Below are 20,382 nucleotides of genomic sequence, written 5' to 3' on the forward strand. Positions count from 1 at the left end.
GGTCCCCCCGCGCCCCCCGAGCGGGGGTTTTCCGGTCTATGGTGGGGGGGGCGGGGGCGGGGGCCCCGGGGGGGGGGGGGGGGGGGGGGGGGGGGGGGGGGGGGGGGGGGGGCCGCCCCCCCCCCCCCACCACTCCATCAACCCGCCGGCAACAACAGCGCCAGCACCGGCTCCAGTACCGCCTGCCGCCATCCGGCCAGCGCCTGCGGCCAGGCGCGGCTTTCCAGGTAGCTTTCCAGGTGCTTGCGCGAGGCCAGCACGCCGTCGGGGAGCCCCAATTCGGCGGTGCGCGCGCTCACTGCGTCCTGCAGCCGCTTCAGCGCCTGCTTGTTGGCGTCGTTGGCCGGAAGCGCCAGCGGCGCCTCGGCCTCATCGTGCAGCGGCGTTTCCAGTGCTTCCCAGACCTGCGCGGCCAGCTTGCGCGGGGCCTTGGGGAAGCCTTCCATCAGCGTCGCCAATGCCCCGGCATCGGCCGGGGGAGTACGCGCCAGCAACGCGGCCAGTTCGTTGTCCAGGATCCAGCTGCGCGGCTTGTCGCTGGCGCGTGCCTGCACGTCACGCCAGCGCAGCAGGCGCAGCAGGCGGTGCTGCGCGGCTGCATCCATGAACTGCGCCGAACGCATCGCCACGTGCGGCCAGCGCTCTTCGTCCTGTTCGACGCTGGCCAGCAGGCGCTCGGCGTCGTCCTGCAGCCACTGGCGGCGGCCCAGCTCGCCCAGCTTCGCATCCACCGCGTCATGGATCGCGAACAGGTACTCCACGTCATCGGCGGCGTACTCCAGCTGCGCATCCGACAGCGGGCGGCGCATCCAGTCCGAGCGGGTCTCGCCTTTGGCCAGTGTCACCCCAGTGATGGCGGTGACCAGCTTCTGGTAGCCCATCCCGCCGCCGATACCGGCCAGTGACGCGCCGATCTGGGTGTCGAACAGCGGCCGCGGCAGCACGCCGCAGGCCACCTTGAAGGTGACCAGGTCCTCGCTCGCGCTGTGCATGATCTTCAGGATCGACGTATCGGCCAGCCACGGCGCCAGCGCCTCGCTCATGCCCGGAATCAACGGGTCGATGATCAGGATTTCATCGCCAACCGCCATCTGCACCAGCGCCAGCTGCGGCCAGTAAGTGCGTTCACGGATGAATTCGGTGTCCAGCCCGATGCGGGTGGGGCGCTGGCGGTAGCGCTCGTCCAGTTCCGCCGGGGTTTTGATCCAATAGGCCACGTAGGGATTCCATCTACTGCAGGTTTGCTCAGGTGAGGGAGAATAGCCTAACGTCGAGGCCGTCCCGCCGAAGGAACCCCAATTGCGTACTCCAGGCCCTGTCCCGTTGTTGCTGGCCGCGCTGCTGCTGGCCACGACTGCCTGCTCGCCCGAAGCGCCACCGCCACGCCCGGCGGCCGCGCGCGCGGCCGAGCCGGCCAAACGGGCCGAGCCTTCATCCGGGCAGGTGACCATCGGTGGTGAAGAGGAAGCGGAGACCGAACAGCGCTGGCAGCCGCCGGCGGTGGCCATCGCCGACGACGAGGTGGCCCAGGCGCGCCGTGATGCGGCCAAGGCCTTTGAAGAGGGGCGGTTGTATGCCACCGCCGCCGATGCCCTCCCGATCTGGCTGGCGTTGCGCCAGCGCGACGCCAACGACCGCCAGGCCCAGGCCGGGCTCACCCGTGCCCGCCAGCAGCTGCTGCAGGAAGCCAATGCGCTGTTGGAGCGGCCACTGCAGCAGCGTGAAGCACTGGCCCAGGCCGGCGAGATGGCGCTGGTGCTGCTGACCCTGGCCCCGGATGACCCCAAGGTGCGCCAGCTGCAGTCGCGCGTGGAGCTGGCCCAGCGGGTGGTCGCGTACAACCGGGCCGGTGAGGAGGACCTGCGTGCCGAGCGCATCGGTGAGGACGGTGACGGTGCCATTCCCAACTTCCGCGAGGCGCTGGCGCTGCAGCCGGACGAGCCGCGTGCCAGACAGGGCCTGGCCGCCGCCGAAAGCGCGCTGATCCGCCGCGCCGAGGCCGCTGCCCGCAGCGCCGATTTCACCGCCGCCGGTACCTGGCTGGCCGAGGCCGCCAAGGTGCGCGATTCGGCATCGACCATTGCCGACGCGTTTGAGCGGATCGAAGCCATCCGCGCCGCGACGCTGGTGCGGCTGCGTGACGAAGGCCTGCGTGATTTGACCACCCCCCAGGGGCTCAAGCCAGCGCGGCAGAAGCTGGAAGACGCGCTGCGTATCGCGATGCCGGGCGACCCGGTGGTGGCCCAGCTGCGTGAACGCATCGAACTGGCCACCCATTACGGCAGTTTCCGCCCGCGCCAGGTGTTCAGTGATGCGCTGCGCGATGGCGGGCGTGGCCCACAGATGATCGTGGTGCCGCATGGCGGTTTCCAGATGGGCGCCGGTGATGCGGAACCGGGTGCCAGCGATGCGGAAAAACCGTCCCACTACGTGCGCTTCGACCGTGGCTTCGCGATGGCGATCACCGAAGTGACCGTGGCCGACTATCGCCGCTACGTGCAGGCCAGCAACGCGCGGCCGCGAGCCACCCGGCGCGGCCATTCGATCATCTATGACGAGCGCAGCGGCAACTTCACCCGCAGCAGCGGTGTGGACTGGCGCTCGGGTTACGACGGCACCCCGGCGATCGCCAATTCGCCGGTGATGCACGTCAGCGTGCGTGATGCCGAGCACTACGCGATGTGGCTGTCCGAGCAGACCGGGCGCTCTTACCGGTTGCCCAGCGAGGCCGAATTCGAGTACGCGCTGCGCGCTGGTACCAGTGGCCGCTATCCGTGGGGCAATCAAGGCACGCCGCCGCCGCTGTCGGGCAACTTCACCGGCGGCGAAGACGTCTCGCCGTCCGGCCGGCGCTGGTTCAACGCCTTCGTCGGCTACGGCGATGGCTGGTGGGGCCCGGCCCCGGTGGCAAGTTTCGAGCCCAACGCATGGGGCCTGCATGACATGGCCGGCAACCTCAGCGAGTGGGTGGCCGACTGCTGGCACGCCAGCTATCGCCGGGCTCCCGCCGATGGCGTGGCCTGGTTCAACCCCGGCTGCCGGCAGCGGGTGATCCGCGGCGGCAACTGGGCCAACGCCCCCGAACAGACCCGCGCGGCCTGGCGGCAATCACAGGATTCGGACACGACCAGCGCCAGGATCGGGTTCCGCCTGGTTCGAGGTATCTGATACGACGGCTTGGCGCTAGGATTGCCCCCAATGCCGGCAGGGCGTGCCGGCCCCATCAGGAACCAGGACGATGAGCAGCGATCCATATGGCGGTCAGCAACGGGCACGACGCCCCGGTCTGTTCGGCAACATCCGCTGGTGGGTGCTGCTGGCGTTCGCCGGCTACGCTGCTTTCTACTGGTTCTCCAATCGCAGCGTCGACCCGTACACGGGTGAAAGCGTGCTGATCGACAGCTCGCTCGACGCCGACCAGGAGAAGGCGTTGGGTCTGCAGGCCTACCAGCAGATCCTGGCCGAGGAGCGCCCACTGGATCCGAACGCGCAGATCTCACGGGACGTGCGCGCGATCGCCGAACGGCTGATCCGCAAGGTTGACGTGGTGGAAACCGCGCTGGCCGAGGAGCACGGCCTGAAGCCGGCGCACTTCTCACGTGACTTCGAATGGGAAGTCAACGTGATCCAGTCCGATCAGGCCAATGCGTTCTGCCTGCCCGGCGGCAAGATGGCGGTCTACACCGGGTTGGTGCCGGTGGCGCAGACCCAGGACGCAATGGCGGTGGTGATGGGCCACGAAATCGCCCACGCCCTGCTGCGCCATGGTGCCCAGCGCATGGCCCAGCAGAAACTCACCCAGATCGGCCAGATGGCCGGCGCCGCCAGCGGCATGGACCCGCAGCAGCAACAGATGGTGATGTCGGCGATGGGCTACGGTTACCTGCTGCCGTACGCGCGCAGCCACGAAACCCAGGCCGATGAAGTGGGCCTGATGTTGGCGGCCGCGGCGTGCTTCGACCCGCGCGAAGCGGTGCCGTTGTGGGAACGCATGGGTCAGGCCAGCGGCGGCCAGGCGCCCCCGGAATTTTCCTCCACCCATCCCAACCCGGGCACCCGCATCCAGAACCTGCAGGCGCTGATGCCCAAGGCCATGGAATACCGCCAACGCTATTGCGAGTCAGCAGGCGCCCCGGCAACCCAATAACGTGGGCGAGACGCGCGCGACCTGCGCGGACACGCACGGCGTGTCCCTACGCGGCTGACCCGCCCGTGTCCTTGACCACCACATCGATCACGCCGTCCTGCACCCGGGCCTTCAGTGAATCGCCGGGTGAAACATCCAGCGGTGACCGCACCAGGCGCCCATCCGCCTCGCGGGTCAGGATCGCGTAACCCCGCGAAACCGTCGCCAGCGGACTCACCGCCTCCATCGAGCGCGCCAACGCGCGCAGGTGCAGGGTGTCGCGCTGCAGCTGCCGCGCCATGGCCGCCTCCGCCCTCGGCTGCAGCCGTTGCAGGTGCTGCTTCAGTGCATCCAGCCGACGTCGCGGGTGGCCATTGCGCAGTACCACCGCCGCATGCCGCAGCTGCCCCAGGCGGCGCTCATGCTGCTGCTGCCACGCGGCGGCCAGACGCCGGGCCAGGTCCTGCTGGCGCCGCTGCAACAGCAGCAGGCGGTTCTGCGGACTCTGCGCGTTGAGCCGCAGCAACGCCCGGTCGGCCCGCTGCATGGCCTGGCGCAACCCATGCCGCTGCAGCTGCACCAGCCGCGCGGCGAGCCGGCGCAGGCGCAACTGCAGGTCGCGCTGGTCGGGCACCAGCAGCTCGGCGGCGACCGAGGGCGTCGGAGCGCGCAGGTCAGCGGCAAAATCGGCCAGGCTGAAGTCGGTCTCGTGGCCCACCGCCGACACCACCGGGGTGGCGCTGGCGGCGATGGCGCGCGCCAGCTGTTCGTCATTGAAGGCCCACAGGTCTTCCATCGAACCGCCGCCGCGGGTGAGCAGGATCACGTCGTAACGGCCACTCGCATCGGCACTGCGCAGCAGTGCGGTGATCTGCGCGGCGGCACTGTCGCCCTGGACCAGACTGGGCAGCAGGTCCACTTCCAGCAACGGGAAGCGGCGCGCCAGCACGCTGAGCACGTCGCGCACGGCCGCGCCGGTGGGCGAGGTGATCACCGCCAGCCGCCGCACATGGGCGGGCAGGGCACGCTTGCGTTCAGCGGCGAACAGCCCTTCGGCGTCCAGCCGCGCCTTCAGCTGCTCGTAGGCCCGGCGCAGCGCGCCTTCCCCGGCCTCCTCCATGTGGTCGAGCACCATCTGGTACTCGCCGCGCGCCTCGTACAGCGTCAGCCGGCCCCGCGCGAGTACCCGCATGCCCTCGCGCGGCACGAACTTCAGCCACTGGCTTTTGGGCTTGAACAGCGCAGCGCGGATCTGCGCGCGCGCATCCTTCAGGGTGAAATACATATGGCCCGAGGCCGGGCGGGTGACGCTGCCCAGCTCGGCTTCCACCCACACCATCGGGAACGTGCCTTCCAGCAGGTCGCGGGCCAGGATGTTGAGCTGGCTGGGCGTGAGGATCTGCGCGCTACGGTCCATGGACGGTCAAACGATACGAACGGGCGCCCATGGTCGCATGCCGGGCCGAGCTGCGTGTGGGCAGCGCTCAGCCGGTGGTGTCGAGCCGGGCGTGTTGTCGCAGTGCCCATTGCACGTGTTCGCGCACCAGCGTCGAACCGTGGCCGGCGCGCGACTGCAGCGCGGCCAGCGTGTCCGGGTGGCCCGGCGCATTGCCCAGCGCCACCGCGATGTTGCGCAGCCAGCGTTCGTGCCCGCTGCGGCGGATCGGGCTGCCTTCGGTGCGGCGCAGGAACTCGTCTTCCTCCCAGGCGAACAGTTCGGCCAGGGTGGCGGTGTCCAGCGCATTGCGGGCGCGGAAGTCGGGTTCGTCGGTACGGCGCGCGAACTTGTTCCATGGGCATACCAGCTGGCAGTCGTCGCAGCCATAGATGCGGTTGCCCATCAGCGGGCGCATGTCTTCTGGGATGGCGCCGTCGTGTTCGATGGTGAGGTAGGAAATGCACCTTCGCGCATCCAGCCGCTGCGGGGCGATGATGGCCTGGGTGGGGCACACATCGATGCAGCGCGTGCAGGTGCCACAGTGCGCGGTGGCCGGCGCATCGACCGGCAACGGCAGGTCGATGTAGATTTCGCCCAGGAAAAACCACGAACCGCCCTGGCGGTCGATCAGGCAGGTGTGCTTGCCGATCCAACCCAACCCGGCGTTGCGCGCCAGTGCGCGCTCCAGGACCGGCGCCGAATCGACGAACACCCGGTAACCGAAGGGGCCGACCTCCGCCGCCAGTGCGTCGGCGAACTTCTGCAGGCGGTTGCGCATCAGCTTGTGGTAATCGCGGCCCAATGCATACCGCGCAACGTAGGCGCGATCGCCGTCGTGCAGCGTGGCCCAGGCCTCGGCGTCGTCCTTGTGACCGTAATCCATGCCCACCGAAATCACCCGCACGGTGCCGGGCAGCAGTTCAGCGGGGCGCGCGCGCAGCGTGCCGTGGCGTGCCATCCAGTCCATGGTGCCGTACAGTCCCTTGCCCAGCCAGTCCGCCAGGTGTGCTTCGTCGTCGGCCAGGTCGACGCCGGAGACGCCGCACCGCTGGAAACCATGCTGGCGCGCAAGCGCGCGCACCCGTTCGGCGGCACGGGCCAGGTCGAGCGGGGCGGGCAGGGGAACAGCGGACATGCGGCAAGTATAGAATCCTGGCATGCACGAACTCGATGAACTGTTCGATGTCGCCGCCGCGCGCCGTCTCGACGCCCAGGCCAGCGCGCTGCTGGGCGATGGCGGCGCGGGGTTGATGGAGCAGGCCGGCACGGCCGCCTGGCAGTGCCTGCTGGAGCGCTGGCCGCAGGCACAGCGGCTGTGCGTGGCGGTAGGAACGGGCAATAACGGCGGCGATGGCTACGTGCTCGCGCGCCTGGCCCGGCAGGCGGGGCGCCAGGTGACGGTACTGCGGCTGGCCGACGCCAGCGCACCGACTGGACTTGCTGAACGCGTGCGCGCGCTCTATCTGGCAGAAGGTGGGGAGGAAACGTATTTTGCCGGGGGGCTTCCCTGCTCGGACATCGTGGTCGATGCGGTGTTCGGCATTGGCCTCAATCGTGCGCCGGCTGGCGACGCCGAGCGGCTGATCAGGGCGATCACCGACAGTGGGCTGCCGGTGCTGTCGCTGGATGTGCCCAGTGGCGTCGACGCGCGCACCGGTGCGGTGCCCGGTGCTGCCGTGCGCGCCACGCTCACCCTACAGTTCATCGTCCGCCACCAGGGCCTGTACACCGGGGCAGCGCTTGAGTACATCGGCGGTCGTCGACTGGCACCGCTGTCGCTGCCAGATGACGCGCAGCAGGGCGTGGTTCCGGCGGCCTGCCTGTGGCTGCCCTCGCGCCTGCCCGCGCAGTTGCCGCGGCGCCGCGCCAACACGCACAAGGGCGAATCCGGCCATGTGCTCTGCGCAGGTGGCAATACCGGCAGTGGGGGTGCGGTGATGCTGGCAGCCGAGTCGGCGCTGCGCGCCGGCGCCGGATTGGTCAGCGTGGCGACCCAGGCGCAGCACATCGCCCCGCTGCTCTCACGCCTGCCCGAAGCCATGGCTCATCCCGTGCAGGAGGCGCACGACCTGCAGGTGCTGTTGCCGCGCGCGAAGGTCATTGCCATCGGCCCCGGGCTGGGCCAGGACGACTGGGCCCATGAGCTCTGGCGGCAGGTACTGGCCAGCGGCAAGCCGCTGGTGATCGATGCCGATGCGCTGAACCTGTTGGCTTCCTCACCGCAGACGCTGTGCGATGCCGTCCTTACCCCGCACCCGGGCGAGGCGGCGCGCCTGCTGGGCATCGACACGTTCCAGGTGCAGGCCGACCGTTTCGCAGCAGCTGCAGCACTGTCCGCGCGCTTCAACAGCGTGGTAGTGCTCAAGGGCGCGGGCACGATCGTAGCCGCGCCGCATCAGCGCCCACGGGTGATCGCCGCCGGCAACCCCGGCATGGCGGTGGGTGGCATGGGCGACCTGCTCACCGGCATCATTGCCGCCCTGCGCGCGCAGGGCCTGGACGCGTTCGACGCGGCCAGCAGCGGCGCGCTGCTGCACAGCCTGGCCGGCGATGACGCAGCCAGCGAAGGCCAGCGTGGCCTGCTCCCCACCGACCTGCTGGTGCCGCTGCGCCGGCGGGTGAACCCGGAACCGTGACGTCCATGATTGATATCTTCCTGGCCCAACCGCAGGACACCGACCTGCTCGGGCAATGGCTGGCGGCCACCCGCCCACCGCATGCGGTGGTTGAGCTGAGGGGTGATCTGGGGGCGGGCAAGTCCACCCTGGCGCGGGCGCTGTTGAGGGCCTTGGGCGTGCAGGGAAACGTCCGCAGTCCCACCTACACCCTGGTCGAGCGCTACCCATTGAGCGATGGGCACGAAGCATGGCATCTGGATCTGTATCGGATCGGGCAGGCCGACGAACTTGATTTCCTGGGTCTGGACGAGGGCAGCGCCTCGTTGTGGCTGGTGGAATGGCCAGAGCGCGGCGCCGGTGCACTGCCGCCCACCGATCTGATCGTGGCCCTGGAAATCGATGGACAGGGCCGGCGCGCGCAGCTGAGCGCGGCCAGTGCCGCAGGGCATGAATGGCTGGATCGTCTACCTCAAGGCGGCGACTTGCAGGCCCTTTCTGTGGGCTGACAGTAGGAAACATTCCCAGGCTACGGATTATTAAGGGAAAAGGTGTTGCTTTTCATTCAGCGCAGTGATTGAATCCGTACCCATGCCAATGGGGAAACCACTCACTGCGATCTGCGCCGCCGTCGGACTCTGTCTGGCGAGCGCGATGTCGTGGGCCGGAGAAGTGCGCCAAGTGGCCCTGGAGACCGGTTCCACGGGTACGCGCGCGGAGATCGCGCTGTCCGGCAGCGGCGGTTACAAGACCTTGACCCTGGCCGGCCCGAACCGGTTGGTGGTCGATTTCCCGGAATCCAGCGCGGTGCGCAACCTCAAGCTGCCGGCTCCGAAGGGGGTGGTCACGGCAGTGCGCACCGGGCAGCCCGTGCCGGGTACGTTCCGGGTCGTGTTCGACCTGGCCGAGTCGGTGGCGCCGTTCAAGCCGCAGATGGTCAAGCAGGGCGCGGACTCCCGGCTGGTGATCGAATGGCCGGGCGACGCGCCGGCCAACGTGGCCAGTGCGCCGGCGAACCCTGCACCGACCACGACCACGCCTGTGCCCGCTTCGGTGACCCCACAGCCGACGCCTGCGCCCGTGGCCGCCACGACCCAGACCCTGCCGCCGACGCCAGCGGAAGCGGCGCAGGCGCGCAATGACGCGGCGCGTGCGACCGCGCTGCTGACCGCCTCGGTGCGCCAGCAGGCCAGCGCCAGTGCCGCCACGCCGGTGCCGACCCCTGCCGCGCCGACGGCCACCACGGTCAACGTAGCGGCGGCCGGTACGGCCAACGCAGCCAGCAATTCCGCATCGCCGGCGGCCATCCTGGCCGGCCAGCCGACTGCGGCCAGCGTGCCGGCGCCGGTGCCGACCACCGTGGTGCCGGCGCCGCCGCCACGCCCGGTGATGCCCAGCGATGCCTCGCGGATCAAGATGCAGTCGGGCATGCGCCCGCTGGTGGTGGCGATCGATCCGGGCCACGGTGGCCAGGATCCGGGCGCGGTCGGGCCAACCGGCAAGCGCGAAAAAGACATCACCCTGGCGGTAGCGCGTGAGCTGGCGCGCCAGGTCAACGCGACGCCGGGCCTGAAGGCGTTCCTGACCCGCGATACCGACGTGTTCATTCCGCTGCCCATGCGCGCGCAGAAGGCACGCTCGGCAAAGGCGGACATCTTCATTTCGATCCACGCCGATGCGGCGGAAAACCGTGCGGCGACGGGTTCGTCGGTGTACGTGCTGTCGACCAAGGGCGCATCGTCGCAACGTGCGCGCTGGCTGGCGGACAAGGAAAACGCGGCCGATCTGGTGGGCGGCGTACGCCTGCAGCAGACCGAGGGCACGCTGGCCAACGTGCTGCTGGACCTGGCCCAGAGCGGGTACATGAAGGCCTCTGAAGATGCGGCCGGGCATGTGCTGGGCGGGCTGAAGCGGATCGGCAAGAACCACAAGCCGAACATCGAACGCGCCAACTTCGCGGTGCTGCGCACCTCGGACATGCCGGCGATGCTGGTGGAAACGGCCTTCATCTCCAACCCGGACGAAGAGCGCCGCCTGATGGACCCGGCCTACCAGCGCCAGATCGCCGGTGCGGTGCTGGATGGCGTGCATACGTTCTTCAGCCGCCAGCCGCCACCGGGCACGCTGTACGCAGCCAAGGCCCAAGCCGAAATAGACGCCGCCGGTACTGTCGCCGGGGGCAGCAAGTAAAAACCCGCTTCGGCGGGTTTTTTAATGCCGCCGGTCGAGACATTCCGTGTCGCCGGGCTCTGCCCGGCTGCTGTTGGTTTTCTGCGAACAGCCGATGTTCAACGGTTCCCTGGTTTGGCGGGACGGTGCGGGTTTGCGGGGGACGCCGTGAACCCGTCCTTGGGGGCTTGGCAAAAACATCCATGTTTTTGACACCCCCGCAAACCCGCCCCGTCCCACCTACGACGGGTGGTCGGTGGCCACGGAACATCAAACGCCGGCCTCCCCAGCCCGGAAAAACTGAAACGCTGCCGTTCGCGCTTCGCTATCATCACCGCATGAGCATCCGCCAACTTCCCGAAATCCTCATCAATCAGATCGCTGCAGGCGAGGTCGTTGAGCGCCCGGCGTCGGTGGTGAAGGAACTGGTGGAAAACGCCCTGGATGCCGGTGCCACCCGCGTGGATATCGACCTGGAAGAGGGTGGGGTGCGGTTGATCCGCATCCGTGATGACGGCGGTGGCATCGCGCCGGAAGAACTGCCGCTGGCGGTGTCGCGGCATGCCACCAGCAAGATTGCCAGCCTGGATGACCTGGAAGCGGTGGCCACGCTCGGCTTCCGCGGCGAAGCGCTGCCGTCGATCGCGTCGGTGAGCCGCTTTACCCTGGCCTCGCGCCGGCGCAGTGACGCGCATGGCTCGGCGCTGCAGATCGAGGGCGGCAAGCTGGGCGAAGTCACCCCGCGCGCGCACGCGCCGGGCACGACGGTGGAAGTGCGCGAGCTGTTCTACAACGTGCCTGCGCGCCGCAAGTTCCTGCGCGCCGAGCGCACCGAACTGGGCCACATCGAAGAATGGCTGCGTTCGCTGGCGCTGGCGCGGCCGGACGTCGAGCTGCGGGTGTCGCACAACGGCAAGCCGTCGCGGCGCTACAAACCGGGCGACCTGTATTCCGATGCGCGGCTGGGCGAGACGCTGGGCGAGGACTTCGCCACCCAAGCCATGCGTGTGGACCACAGCGGTGCCGGCCTGCGCCTGCATGGCTGGATTGCGCAGCCGCATTATTCGCGCGCCAGCACCGACCAGCAGTACCTCTACGTAAACGGCCGTTCGGTACGCGACCGCAGCGTGGCGCATGCGGTGAAGATGGCCTACGGCGATGTGCTGTTCCATGGCCGTCAGCCGGCATACGTCCTGTTCCTGGAACTGGACCCGACCCGGGTGGACGTCAACGTGCATCCGGCCAAACATGAAGTGCGTTTCCGCGACTCGCGCCTGATCCACGACTTCGTCTACCGGACGTTGAAGGAAGCGCTGGCTGAAACCCGTGCGGGCATGACCGCGGCGGGCGCGGGCAGCGAGGGCGTTGCCGAGGCTGCAGTGCCGGCCCATTCCAGTGCGGCGGCCGGTACGGGCTACGCACTGGCGGGCGGTGGTGGTGGCATGGGTAACGTTGGGTGGCGCCCGCAGCAATCCCCGCTGGGCCTGCGCGTGGCTGATGCGCCCTCGGCGTACGCGGCGCTGTATGCGCGGCCTGCCGGCAGTGATGCCGCGCTGCCGCCGATGCCCAGCGAGCAGGGCCTGCCGGTGACCGCAGCCGACAGCGGCGTGCCGCCGCTGGGTTATGCGGTGGCGCAGCTGCACGGCATCTACATCCTGGCTGAGAATGCCGAAGGCCTGATCGTGGTGGACATGCATGCCGCCCACGAACGGATCGGCTACGAGCGGCTCAAGACCGCGCACGATGCCGCCGGACTGCACGCGCAGCCGCTGCTGGTGCCGATCACCCTGGCGGTGGGCGAGCGTGATGCCGACACCGCCGAGCGCGAAGCGGAGACGCTGACCGCGCTGGGCTTCGAGGTCACCCGCTCCGGCCCCGGTTCGCTGCATGTGCGCAGCATCCCTGCGCTGTTGGCCAACGCCGAGCCGGACGCTCTGCTGCGCGATGTGCTCACCGACCTGCGCGAACACGGCCAGAGCCGGCGCATTGCCAGTGCCCGCGACGAACTGTTGTCGACCATGGCCTGCCACGGTGCGGTGCGTGCCAACCGGCGGCTGACCCTGCCGGAAATGAACGCGCTGCTGCGCGACATGGAAATCACAGAACGGTCTGGCCAGTGCAACCACGGCCGGCCGACCTGGGCCCGTTTTTCACTGGCGGAAATCGACCGCTGGTTCCTGCGCGGACGTTGAAGGGGAGCACGATGCGTACTTGGGGATGCGGACTCGGCGCGGCATTGCTGGCGCTGGGCCTGGCAGGGTGTGGCGACAAGGAAACCGCACCGGCGCCGGCGGCGGTGGATCCGGCGTTCGCCGCCGAACAGCAGCAATGGCGGCAGCAGCGCTACACCGAGCTGCAGGCGCCCGACGGCTGGACCAGCCTGGTCGGCCTGCATTGGCTGGAACACAAAGCGCACTACATCGGCAGCGGTCCGGGAAGCGGCATCCGCCTGGCGGTGGGCCCGGCCAAGCTGGGCATGGTCGCGCATCGCGGCGACATCCTGACCTTCACGCCCGAGCGCGGCGCGTCGGTGAGTGTGGACGGCAAGCCGCTCACCGGGCCGATCCGGTTCCAGAGCGACCGCGATCCGGAACCTACCCACATTGCTTTCGATGACGGCAAGGGCCAGCTCAGCCTGATTCACCGTGGCCAGCGCTACGCGCTGCGGGTCAAGCACGCCGATGCCTATTCGCGCACCGGCTTCACCGGCATCAACTACTGGCCGGGTGGTCCGGACTGGCGCATCGCCGCACGGTTCGTTCCGCACCCGGCCGGCAAGACCCTGCCGATCGTGGACATCACCGGCCTCACCACCGAGATGCCGAATGCGGGTGCGCTGGAATTCGAGCGTGATGGAAAGACCTGGCGGCTGGAAGCGCTGGGTGAGCCTGGACGCGAGCTGTTCGTGATCTTCGGCGACCGCACCAGCGGCCACGGCAGTTACCCGGCCGGCCGCTACCTGGACCTGTCCGCACCCGATGCGGGCGGCAAGATGCTGATCGATTTCAACCACGCCTACAACCCCCCGTGCGCGTTCACCCCGTTCGCCACGTGCCCGCTGACCCCGCCGGAAAACCGCCTGGACCTCAAGGTCGAGGCCGGCGAACAGGCTTACCACACACCCCAGGGAGGGGTTTGAGCATGACGATGCTGAAGCGACTGGCAGCCCCACTGCTGCTGGCCACCGGCCTGCTGCTGGGCAGTGCCACCACGATGGCCGCTGCCCCGGCGGCCAAGTCCACCGCGCCGGTGCCGCTGCTGTGGAAGGTGACCGGCCCGGGCGACAGCCGGGTGTACCTGCTGGGCTCGTTCCACCTGCTGCGCGCCGATGATTACCCGCTGGCGGCCGACGTGGACCAGGCCTTCGCGGCGTCAAAGCGCGTGGTGTTCGAACTGTCGCCGCAGGACATGCAGTCGCCGGACCTGACCCGCAAGATGCTGCAGGCGGCGATGCGGACCGATGGCAGCGAACTCAAGCGGGACCTGGACGACGCCACCTGGACCAAGCTGCAGGCCTATGCACGCGACAACAAGCTGCCGATGGCGCAGCTGCAGGGCATGAAGCCATGGTTCGTCGGGCTGACCATCACCCTGTCGCAGTTTGCAAAGATGGGACTGGACCCGGCACTCGGGCTGGACCGGCATTTCATGACGCGCGCCGCTGATGCGGGCAAGCCGACCAGCGGTCTGGAGGACATCGATACCCAGGTGGCGGTGCTGTCGGGCATGTCGTCCCAGGAGCAGCAGCAGATGGTGGCCGAAGCGCTTGATCAGGCCGACCAGGCCGATGCCATGGGCCGCAAGCTGCACGACGCCTGGCGCCGTGGCGACGACAAGCTGCTGTGGACCTCGATGGCCGCCGAAATGCGCGCGGAGTACCCGCAGCTGTACAAGCGCATCAACACCGACCGCAACAATGCCTGGGTGCCGAAGCTGGAGCAGCAGCTCAAAGCCGGGCAGGGTGGCACGCTGGTGGTGGTGGGCTCGTTGCACCTGCTGGGCGACGATGGCGTAGTGGAGAAGCTGCGCGCCAAGGGCTACCAGGTAGAGCGGATCTGCACCGGCTGCGCGAAACCCAAGCGCTGACATTCAGGAGCCGGAAACGAAAAAGGCGCGGCCGTGAGGCTGCGCCTTTTTCCATGCTGCCCGGCGCTGCCAGGCGACGCCGTCAACGGCGGGTCTTGCCGGTCGCCGTGGGCGCTTCGGGCTTGCCGGCGCCGGTACCCGTGCCGGTCTTCGTGCCCGGCGGGCGTGGGCCGAAACCACCGCCCATGTTGCGCTGGAAGTCCTGCCACAGCTCCAGGTTGCGTTCGGTGAGCTGGTTCATCATCGCCCACGGGGTCTGCCCGAGCAGGTTGCCCATCTGCTGGCGGAACTGCTGCTGCTGGTCCAGGAAGACCTGCATGCTGCGCTCGAGGTAGTTGCCCATGAAGCCCTGCAGCGAATCGCCATAGAACCGGATCAGCTGGCTGAGCAGCTGGGTGGAGAGCATGGGCTCACCGTCCTGTTCCTGGTCGGCGATGATCTGCAGCAATACTGAACGGGTCAGGTCGTCGCCGCTCTTGGCGTCGCGGACTTCGAAGTCCTCACCGTCGAGGATGAGCTGGCGCACGTCTTCTATGGTGATGTAGCTGGAAATTTCGGTGTCGTAGAGACGGCGGTTGGGATACTTCTTGATGATGCGGTTCGCAGCCATGAAGCAATCACTCGCAAGCGTAGGCGCGAAGCATGGCGCAGCGCAGCAGGCGTTGCAACCTCCTTTGGTCATTTGGCTGGATTCTTCATGCTGCGCAGCATTGGTGCAGCATTCTCTGGTCACCGCACCGCCTGCTGCGCTTGCCCAAGCTTTGCTGCGCAAAGCTCGGGCCCCTGCGGCATTCCACCTTAACCCCGCGCCTTCGGCGCGCCCCCTTCAACAAGAAGGGGGCTCTTCTCCAGCCGACGCTACGTAACGGTGTAACCGTTACCAGCCCATGTGGTGGCCGCCGTTGATGTCGAGGTTGGAGCCGGTGATCCAGGCGGCTTCTTCGGCGACCAGGAAGGCCACCGCGTAGGCGATTTCCTCGGGCTTTCCGAGGCGGCCGGTGGGGATGTCGGCAATGATCTTGGCGCGTACTTCGTCGGGCACGGCCATCACCATGTCGGTGGCCACGTAGCCGGGCGAGATGGTGTTGACGGTGATGCCGAAGCCGGCGTTCTCGCGCGCCAGCGAGATGGTGAAGCCGTGCATGCCGGCCTTGGCGGCGGCGTAATTGGCTTGGCCGTACTGGCCCTTCAGGCCGTTGATCGAGCTGATCTGGATCACCCGGCCCCAGCCGCGGCGGCGCATGCCTTCGATGACCGGGCGGGTGACGTTGAACACCGAATTGAGGTTGGTGTTGATCACGTCGTGCCACTGGTCGGCGCGCATGCGGTGGAAGGTGGTGTCGCGGGTGATGCCGGCGTTGTTGACCAGGATCTCGATGGGGCCCAATGCCGCTTCCACCGCGTGCACCATCTGCTCGGCGGTGCCAGGGTCGGATACATCGCCCGGGAAGATCGCCACGTCGCAGCCCCGCGCCAGCATCTTCCCGCGCCAGGCCAGGGCCTTGGCCTCGTCACGGTAGTTGGTGGCAACCCGATGGCCCTGGTCGGCCAGACGTTGGCAGATGGCGGAACCGATACCGCCGGTACCACCGGTGACCAGTGCGACGCGAGATGTCATGAGCAGCTACTCCGGGGCCAGCAGGGGGGAACGCGATTCTGCAACATCGCGACGGAAAATGGGGGGCTCAACAGGCGTCGGCGCCAAGCCGGATGTCACCCGGTGGCAATCGGGCCGGGTCGAAGCCGGCAACGGCCTGTTCAAGCAGATCGGCGACGCTGAGGCAGCTCTGCAGCCACGCGGGATCCTGGCCAAGCTGCGCCCAAGCCTGCTGGAGGGCCGGCAGCGGGCGGTCCGCATCGACCGGGCGCGCGGCGGCGGATTTGGACAGCTTCAACCCATCCGGCTCCAGCAGCAGCGGAAGATGCAGGTAGCGCGGGGTGGGCAGGCCCAGCGCCTGCTGCAGCAGGATCTGGCGCGGAGTTGATTCGAGCAGGTCGGCGCCGCGCACCACGTCGGTGATGGCCTGGTCGCCGTCGTCGACCACCACGGCCAGTTGGTAGGCCCAGTAGCCGTCGGCCCGACGCAGCACGAAATCGCCGACCTCGGCATGTACGTCCTGCCGGATCCGGCCACGCAGGCCGTCATCGAACGCGATCACGCTGCCCGGCGGCACGCGCAGGCGGATGGCCGGTCGGGCGCGCTCGCTACGTGCGACGCAGTAATGATGAATGCCGTGCTGAGCGGACAGTTCGGTGCGGCTGCAGTGGCAGGCAAAGGCCCTGTCCTCGGCCAGCAGGCGATCGAGGGCGTGCTGGTACAGGGCGTCCCGCTGGCTCTGACGGACGATGGCGCCATCGCTGGCGAGGCCGAAGCTGGCCAGGGCCGCGAATTGCTGTTCGATGGCACCCGGCACGGTGCGGGGCGGGTCGACGTCTTCAACCCGCACAAGCCACTGGCCGCGGGCGCGCCGGGCCAGCAGCCAGCTGCCGAAGGCGGCGAGCAGCGAGCCGGCGTGGAGCGGGCCGGTGGGCGAGGGGGCAAAGCGGCCCCGGTAGGCAGTTATCGACATGAACTATGAATCGTCGGTCAGGTTGCGACTTGAATTCAACATGAAGTCCCCGCAGATTTGCACCAACACCCACCTAAAAGCGTCCTTTTCCCCATGTTCAGTCGTATTGCCCTGTTCCTCGCGACCAACTTCGCCGTGTTGATCCTGGCAGGCTTCGTCATGCGCCTGGCCGGCGTCGATCCCGCGAGCATGAGTGGCCTGCTGGTGGTTGCGGCCATTTTCGGCTTCGGCGGCTCGTTGATTTCGCTGCTGTTGTCGAAGTGGATGGCCAAGCGCTCCACCGGCGCGGTGGTGATCACCGAGCCCCGCAACCCGACCGAGCGCTGGCTGCTGGCCACGGTGGAGCGCCAAGCGCGTGAAGCGGGCATCGGCATGCCGGAAGTGGCGGTCTACGACGGCCCGGAAATCAACGCGTTCGCGACCGGCGCCAACCGCAACAATGCGCTGGTGGCGGTCTCCACGGGTCTGCTGCAGAACATGAGCGAAGATGAGGCGGAGGCGGTGCTGGGCCATGAGATCGCGCACGTGGCCAACGGCGACATGATCACCATGGCACTGCTGCAGGGCGTGCTCAACACCTTCGTGATCGTGCTGGCGCGCGTGGTCGGCGGCATCATCGACAGCGCGCTGTCGGGCAACCGCGAAGGCGGCGGCCGTGGTTTTGCCTACTTCATCATCGTGTTCGTGCTGGAAATGGTGTTCGGCCTGTTCGCCACCATGATCGCCATGTGGTTCTCGCGTCACCGCGAATTCCGCGCCGACGCGGGCGGCGCGCACCTGGCCGGCCGCCAGAAGATGATCGCCGCGCTGGAGCGTCTCAAGCTCAATCACGGCCAGAGCACCCTTCCGACCCAGATCGCCGCGTTCGGCATCGCCGGCGCCACGGCCAAGAAGCTGTTCCTGAGCCACCCGCCGCTGGAAGAGCGCATTGCCGCGCTGAAGGCCGCGAGCAACACCGTGGCGTGATGCGGTGGTGTCAGGTTTGAATGAAGCGCCCGGCCTTTGGTCGGGCGTTTTTTTTTGCCCGCGAAAAGCGCTGGCGTTTTCATTCTTGGCGCGCGGGGGAGCGGGGTGGAGGGGGTAGCGGGGCACGCGTGAACCCATCCATGGGGCTTATCGCAGCTTGCTCGTGTGCGCTGTCCTGCGCACACGGCAAGACCGGGGTTGGGCTCCTGCCCAACCCGTCGGGCGTATACGCCCGACCCATGCTGCTCAAAGCCCCGCTACCCCCTCCACCCCGCTCCCCAGACGGAATACGACGGCGGACAGGAAATCAACGGCAGATGGCGTTGGGTCGAGCGACTTGTTGCGCAGTAGAGCCACGCCATGCGTGGCTGAGCGGTAACCCGAATGTGCCGGGCCAATGCTCTTGATCTTGTGTCCGGTCGCCGCAGAGAACTGAGGGGGCGAGGGCGGGGATGCCCTGGCCGGACTTTGAGCGGCATGGATGCCGCGATAAGCCCCATGGATGGGTTCACGCGTGTCCGGCCAGGGCATCCCCGCCCTCGCCCGCGCAGGAACAACCAAACAGCCAACGGCTCTACGCGCAGACCCAAACGAAAAACGGCGCCCGAAGGCGCCGTCGCTTGAATCTCACATCCGAACCGATCAGAACTTCGCGTCGAACTCAGCGGCGTAGCCGGTGTTGACCAGCACCTTCTGCAGGATGTCGGTGTTCTTCACGTTGCCAGCGACGATCTGCTGCGTTTCCGGGCCACGGCTGTCCATGCGGCCCGGGGTGGCGCCCTTGAAGTCGCAGACGCGGCCGCCGGCCTCGCGGACCAGCAGTACGCCGGCGGCGATGTCCCAGGCTTTCACGCCCGCTTCGAAGTAGGCGTCGGCGCGACCGCAGGCCACGTAGGCCAGGTCCAGCGCGGCCGAACCGGTGCGGCGCACGTCTTCGGCCTGGACCAGCAGCGCGTCCACCGCCTTCAGCTGGGCGCTGGTGCGGTTGCGTTCGCGCGGGGCAAAGCCGGTGTGGATCATCGCGCCGGCCAGGTCCTTGCGGTCGGCCACGCGGATGCGGCGGTCGTTCAGCACCGCGCCGGCGCCACGGCTGGCGGTGAACAGTTCATTGCGGAGCGGGTCGAAGATCACCGCGTCGATCGGCTCGCCGTTTTCGACCAGGGCGATGGAAACGCAGTAATGCGGGAAGCCGCGGAGATAGTTGCTGGTGCCGTCGAGCGGGTCGATCACCCACATGTAGCGGTTGACGGCCTGCACGCCGCCTTCCTCGCCCATGATCCCGTACTCGGGATAGGCGCGCTTGAGTTCCTTGACGATCACCTTTTCCGCATCCGCATCGACTTCACTGGCATAGTCCATGCGCCCCTTCTGCACGACGTTCAACGCCTCGAGCTTGTTGATGTTGCGCAACAGGACGTTGCCGGCGAGGCGGGCGGCCTTGACCATGACGGTGACGGCGGGTTTCTGCATGGCGAAAAGCTCCCGGAAAGGCAGAGTAGGGGGTACTGGCGGGGGAAAAGAGCGGTCCCGGCGCAGAGGCCGGCCGCACAGTTTACCATTTGTGACTGTCCTGCTCGCGTTTGGCCCGTTCATGTCCACTGAATCCGCATCTTCCCGCATCCGTTTCGTCCTCGTGGGCACCCAGCACCCCGGCAACATGGGCGCCGCCGCCCGTGCCATGAAGACCATGGGCCTGGGCCGGCTCGTGCTGGTGGCCCCCGAAAAGCCGCTGGACGAAGAGGCCTTCCGCCGCTCCGCCGGCGCCGAGGACGTGCTCGGCGATGCCCCCGTGGTGGCCACGCTGGCCGACGCCGTGGCCGATTGCCGGCTGGTACTGGGCTGCACCGCCCGCGCCCGGCGGGTGCAGCTTGAAGAACTGCTGCCTGGCACGGCCGCCCAGCGCGCCCTGGCCAAGGCGGCCGAGGCCGATGGCGAAGTGGCGTTCGTGTTTGGCCGGGAGCGCACCGGCCTGACCAATGAAGAACTGCAGCTGTGCCACCTGGCCGTGCATATTCCCTCGAACCCGGAATTCAGTTCGCTGAACCTGGCCGCGGCCGTGCAGGTGCTGGCGTATGAACTGCGCATGGCCAGCCTGGGCGGAGTGGAGGCGGCCGCCCCGGCCGATCCTGAACACCGTGAACAACCGGCCAGCCATGCCCAGGTGGAAGGCCTGTTCGGCCAGCTGGGCCAGACCCTGGACGAGATCGATTTCCACAAGGGGCGCGCCCCGGACTCGGCCATGCGCAAGCTGCGCCGGCTGTTCCTGCGTACCGAACTGAGCGAACAGGAAGTGCGCCTGTTGCGCGGCATTCTGGCCGACGCCCAACGGATGGCCCGATTGGCGAACGCCAAACCGGAATGACCTGACGCACGTCTCATTTTTTCGGGTAGGCTGTTTCGATTCCTTGGGGG

Annotated in this window: 17 protein-coding genes; 10 read left to right on the forward strand and 7 right to left on the reverse strand. The window is 68.2% G+C overall.

Translation table 11 applies throughout. The annotated features are described in order from the left end of the window. Positions 1-137: 137 nt before the first annotated feature. The gene (gene rnd / locus ACGFZ3_RS12060) at positions 138-1,217 is read right to left on the reverse strand and encodes a ribonuclease D (RefSeq protein ID WP_392921168.1); all 1,080 of its coding nucleotides are present in this window, start codon (positions 1,215-1,217) and stop codon (positions 138-140) included. A gap of 82 nt (positions 1,218-1,299) precedes the next feature. Here rnd and ACGFZ3_RS12065 point away from each other — a divergent pair, with 82 nt between their 5' ends. Then, positions 1,300-3,168 (forward strand): SUMF1/EgtB/PvdO family nonheme iron enzyme, encoded by a 1,869-nt coding sequence (locus ACGFZ3_RS12065; RefSeq protein WP_392921171.1) that lies wholly within the window; start codon positions 1,300-1,302, stop codon positions 3,166-3,168. A gap of 70 nt (positions 3,169-3,238) precedes the next feature. Continuing rightward, entirely contained in the window at positions 3,239-4,147 is a 909-nt protein-coding gene (locus tag ACGFZ3_RS12070; RefSeq protein WP_392921173.1) for a M48 family metallopeptidase, read from the forward strand. Positions 4,148-4,193: 46 nt separating this feature from the next. Here ACGFZ3_RS12070 and xseA read toward each other — a convergent pair whose 3' ends face one another. Beyond that, positions 4,194-5,543 (reverse strand): exodeoxyribonuclease VII large subunit, encoded by a 1,350-nt coding sequence (xseA, locus tag ACGFZ3_RS12075; RefSeq protein WP_392921176.1) that lies wholly within the window; start codon positions 5,541-5,543, stop codon positions 4,194-4,196. Positions 5,544-5,610: 67 nt separating this feature from the next. Continuing rightward, positions 5,611-6,699, reverse strand: a complete 1,089-nt coding sequence (gene queG / locus ACGFZ3_RS12080; protein WP_392921179.1) for a tRNA epoxyqueuosine(34) reductase QueG — start codon at positions 6,697-6,699, stop codon at positions 5,611-5,613. Positions 6,700-6,721: 22 nt separating this feature from the next. Here queG and ACGFZ3_RS12085 point away from each other — a divergent pair, with 22 nt between their 5' ends. From ACGFZ3_RS12085 to ACGFZ3_RS12110, 6 genes are all read left to right on the forward strand, one after another. Beyond that, the gene (locus tag ACGFZ3_RS12085; RefSeq protein WP_392921182.1) at positions 6,722-8,200 is read left to right on the forward strand and encodes an NAD(P)H-hydrate dehydratase; all 1,479 of its coding nucleotides are present in this window, start codon (positions 6,722-6,724) and stop codon (positions 8,198-8,200) included. A 5-nt stretch (positions 8,201-8,205) separates the two neighbouring features. Continuing rightward, on the forward strand, positions 8,206-8,688 hold the full coding sequence (gene tsaE / locus ACGFZ3_RS12090; protein ID WP_392921185.1) for a tRNA (adenosine(37)-N6)-threonylcarbamoyltransferase complex ATPase subunit type 1 TsaE: 483 nt from the start codon (positions 8,206-8,208) through the stop codon (positions 8,686-8,688). Positions 8,689-8,770: 82 nt separating this feature from the next. Further along, on the forward strand, positions 8,771-10,369 hold the full coding sequence (locus tag ACGFZ3_RS12095; RefSeq protein WP_392921188.1) for an N-acetylmuramoyl-L-alanine amidase: 1,599 nt from the start codon (positions 8,771-8,773) through the stop codon (positions 10,367-10,369). Between the two features lie 317 nt (positions 10,370-10,686). Next, positions 10,687-12,540 carry a DNA mismatch repair endonuclease MutL gene (gene mutL, locus ACGFZ3_RS12100; RefSeq protein WP_392921190.1) on the forward strand — a complete coding sequence of 618 codons (1,854 nt, stop codon included), beginning with the start codon at positions 10,687-10,689 and terminating at the stop codon, positions 12,538-12,540. An 11-nt stretch (positions 12,541-12,551) separates the two neighbouring features. Next, on the forward strand, positions 12,552-13,487 hold the full coding sequence (locus tag ACGFZ3_RS12105) for a DUF1684 domain-containing protein (RefSeq protein ID WP_392921193.1): 936 nt from the start codon (positions 12,552-12,554) through the stop codon (positions 13,485-13,487). Positions 13,488-13,495: 8 nt separating this feature from the next. Beyond that, on the forward strand, positions 13,496-14,434 hold the full coding sequence (locus tag ACGFZ3_RS12110; RefSeq protein ID WP_392922006.1) for a TraB/GumN family protein: 939 nt from the start codon (positions 13,496-13,498) through the stop codon (positions 14,432-14,434). Positions 14,435-14,516: 82 nt separating this feature from the next. On the opposite strand, the gene phaR is transcribed toward ACGFZ3_RS12110, so the two are convergent. The 3 genes from phaR to gluQRS all read right to left on the reverse strand — a co-directional run bounded on the left by phaR (position 14,517) and on the right by gluQRS (position 17,004). Continuing rightward, entirely contained in the window at positions 14,517-15,044 is a 528-nt protein-coding gene (gene phaR / locus ACGFZ3_RS12115) for a polyhydroxyalkanoate synthesis repressor PhaR (RefSeq protein ID WP_392921196.1), read from the reverse strand. 267 nt (positions 15,045-15,311) lie between these two features. Then, positions 15,312-16,052, reverse strand: coding sequence for a beta-ketoacyl-ACP reductase (locus ACGFZ3_RS12120; protein WP_392921199.1), 741 nt, complete (start codon positions 16,050-16,052; stop codon positions 15,312-15,314). 67 nt (positions 16,053-16,119) lie between these two features. Continuing rightward, positions 16,120-17,004: a tRNA glutamyl-Q(34) synthetase GluQRS gene (gene gluQRS, locus ACGFZ3_RS12125; RefSeq protein ID WP_392921202.1), complete on the reverse strand. Its 885-nt coding sequence runs from the start codon at positions 17,002-17,004 to the stop codon at positions 16,120-16,122. A 93-nt stretch (positions 17,005-17,097) separates the two neighbouring features. Here gluQRS and htpX point away from each other — a divergent pair, with 93 nt between their 5' ends. After that, positions 17,098-17,970: a protease HtpX gene (htpX, locus tag ACGFZ3_RS12130; protein ID WP_392921205.1), complete on the forward strand. Its 873-nt coding sequence runs from the start codon at positions 17,098-17,100 to the stop codon at positions 17,968-17,970. A 642-nt stretch (positions 17,971-18,612) separates the two neighbouring features. Here the strand turns inward: htpX and ACGFZ3_RS12135 are convergent. After that, positions 18,613-19,440, reverse strand: coding sequence for an inositol monophosphatase family protein (locus tag ACGFZ3_RS12135; RefSeq protein ID WP_392921207.1), 828 nt, complete (start codon positions 19,438-19,440; stop codon positions 18,613-18,615). A gap of 121 nt (positions 19,441-19,561) precedes the next feature. Here ACGFZ3_RS12135 and ACGFZ3_RS12140 point away from each other — a divergent pair, with 121 nt between their 5' ends. Further along, positions 19,562-20,332, forward strand: coding sequence for an RNA methyltransferase (locus tag ACGFZ3_RS12140; RefSeq protein ID WP_392921210.1), 771 nt, complete (start codon positions 19,562-19,564; stop codon positions 20,330-20,332). The last annotated feature ends 50 nt before the right edge of the window (positions 20,333-20,382 follow it).

The sequence above is a fragment of the Stenotrophomonas sp. NPDC047960 genome (assembly GCF_043204395.1).
GTDB lineage: Bacteria > Pseudomonadota > Gammaproteobacteria > Xanthomonadales > Xanthomonadaceae > Stenotrophomonas.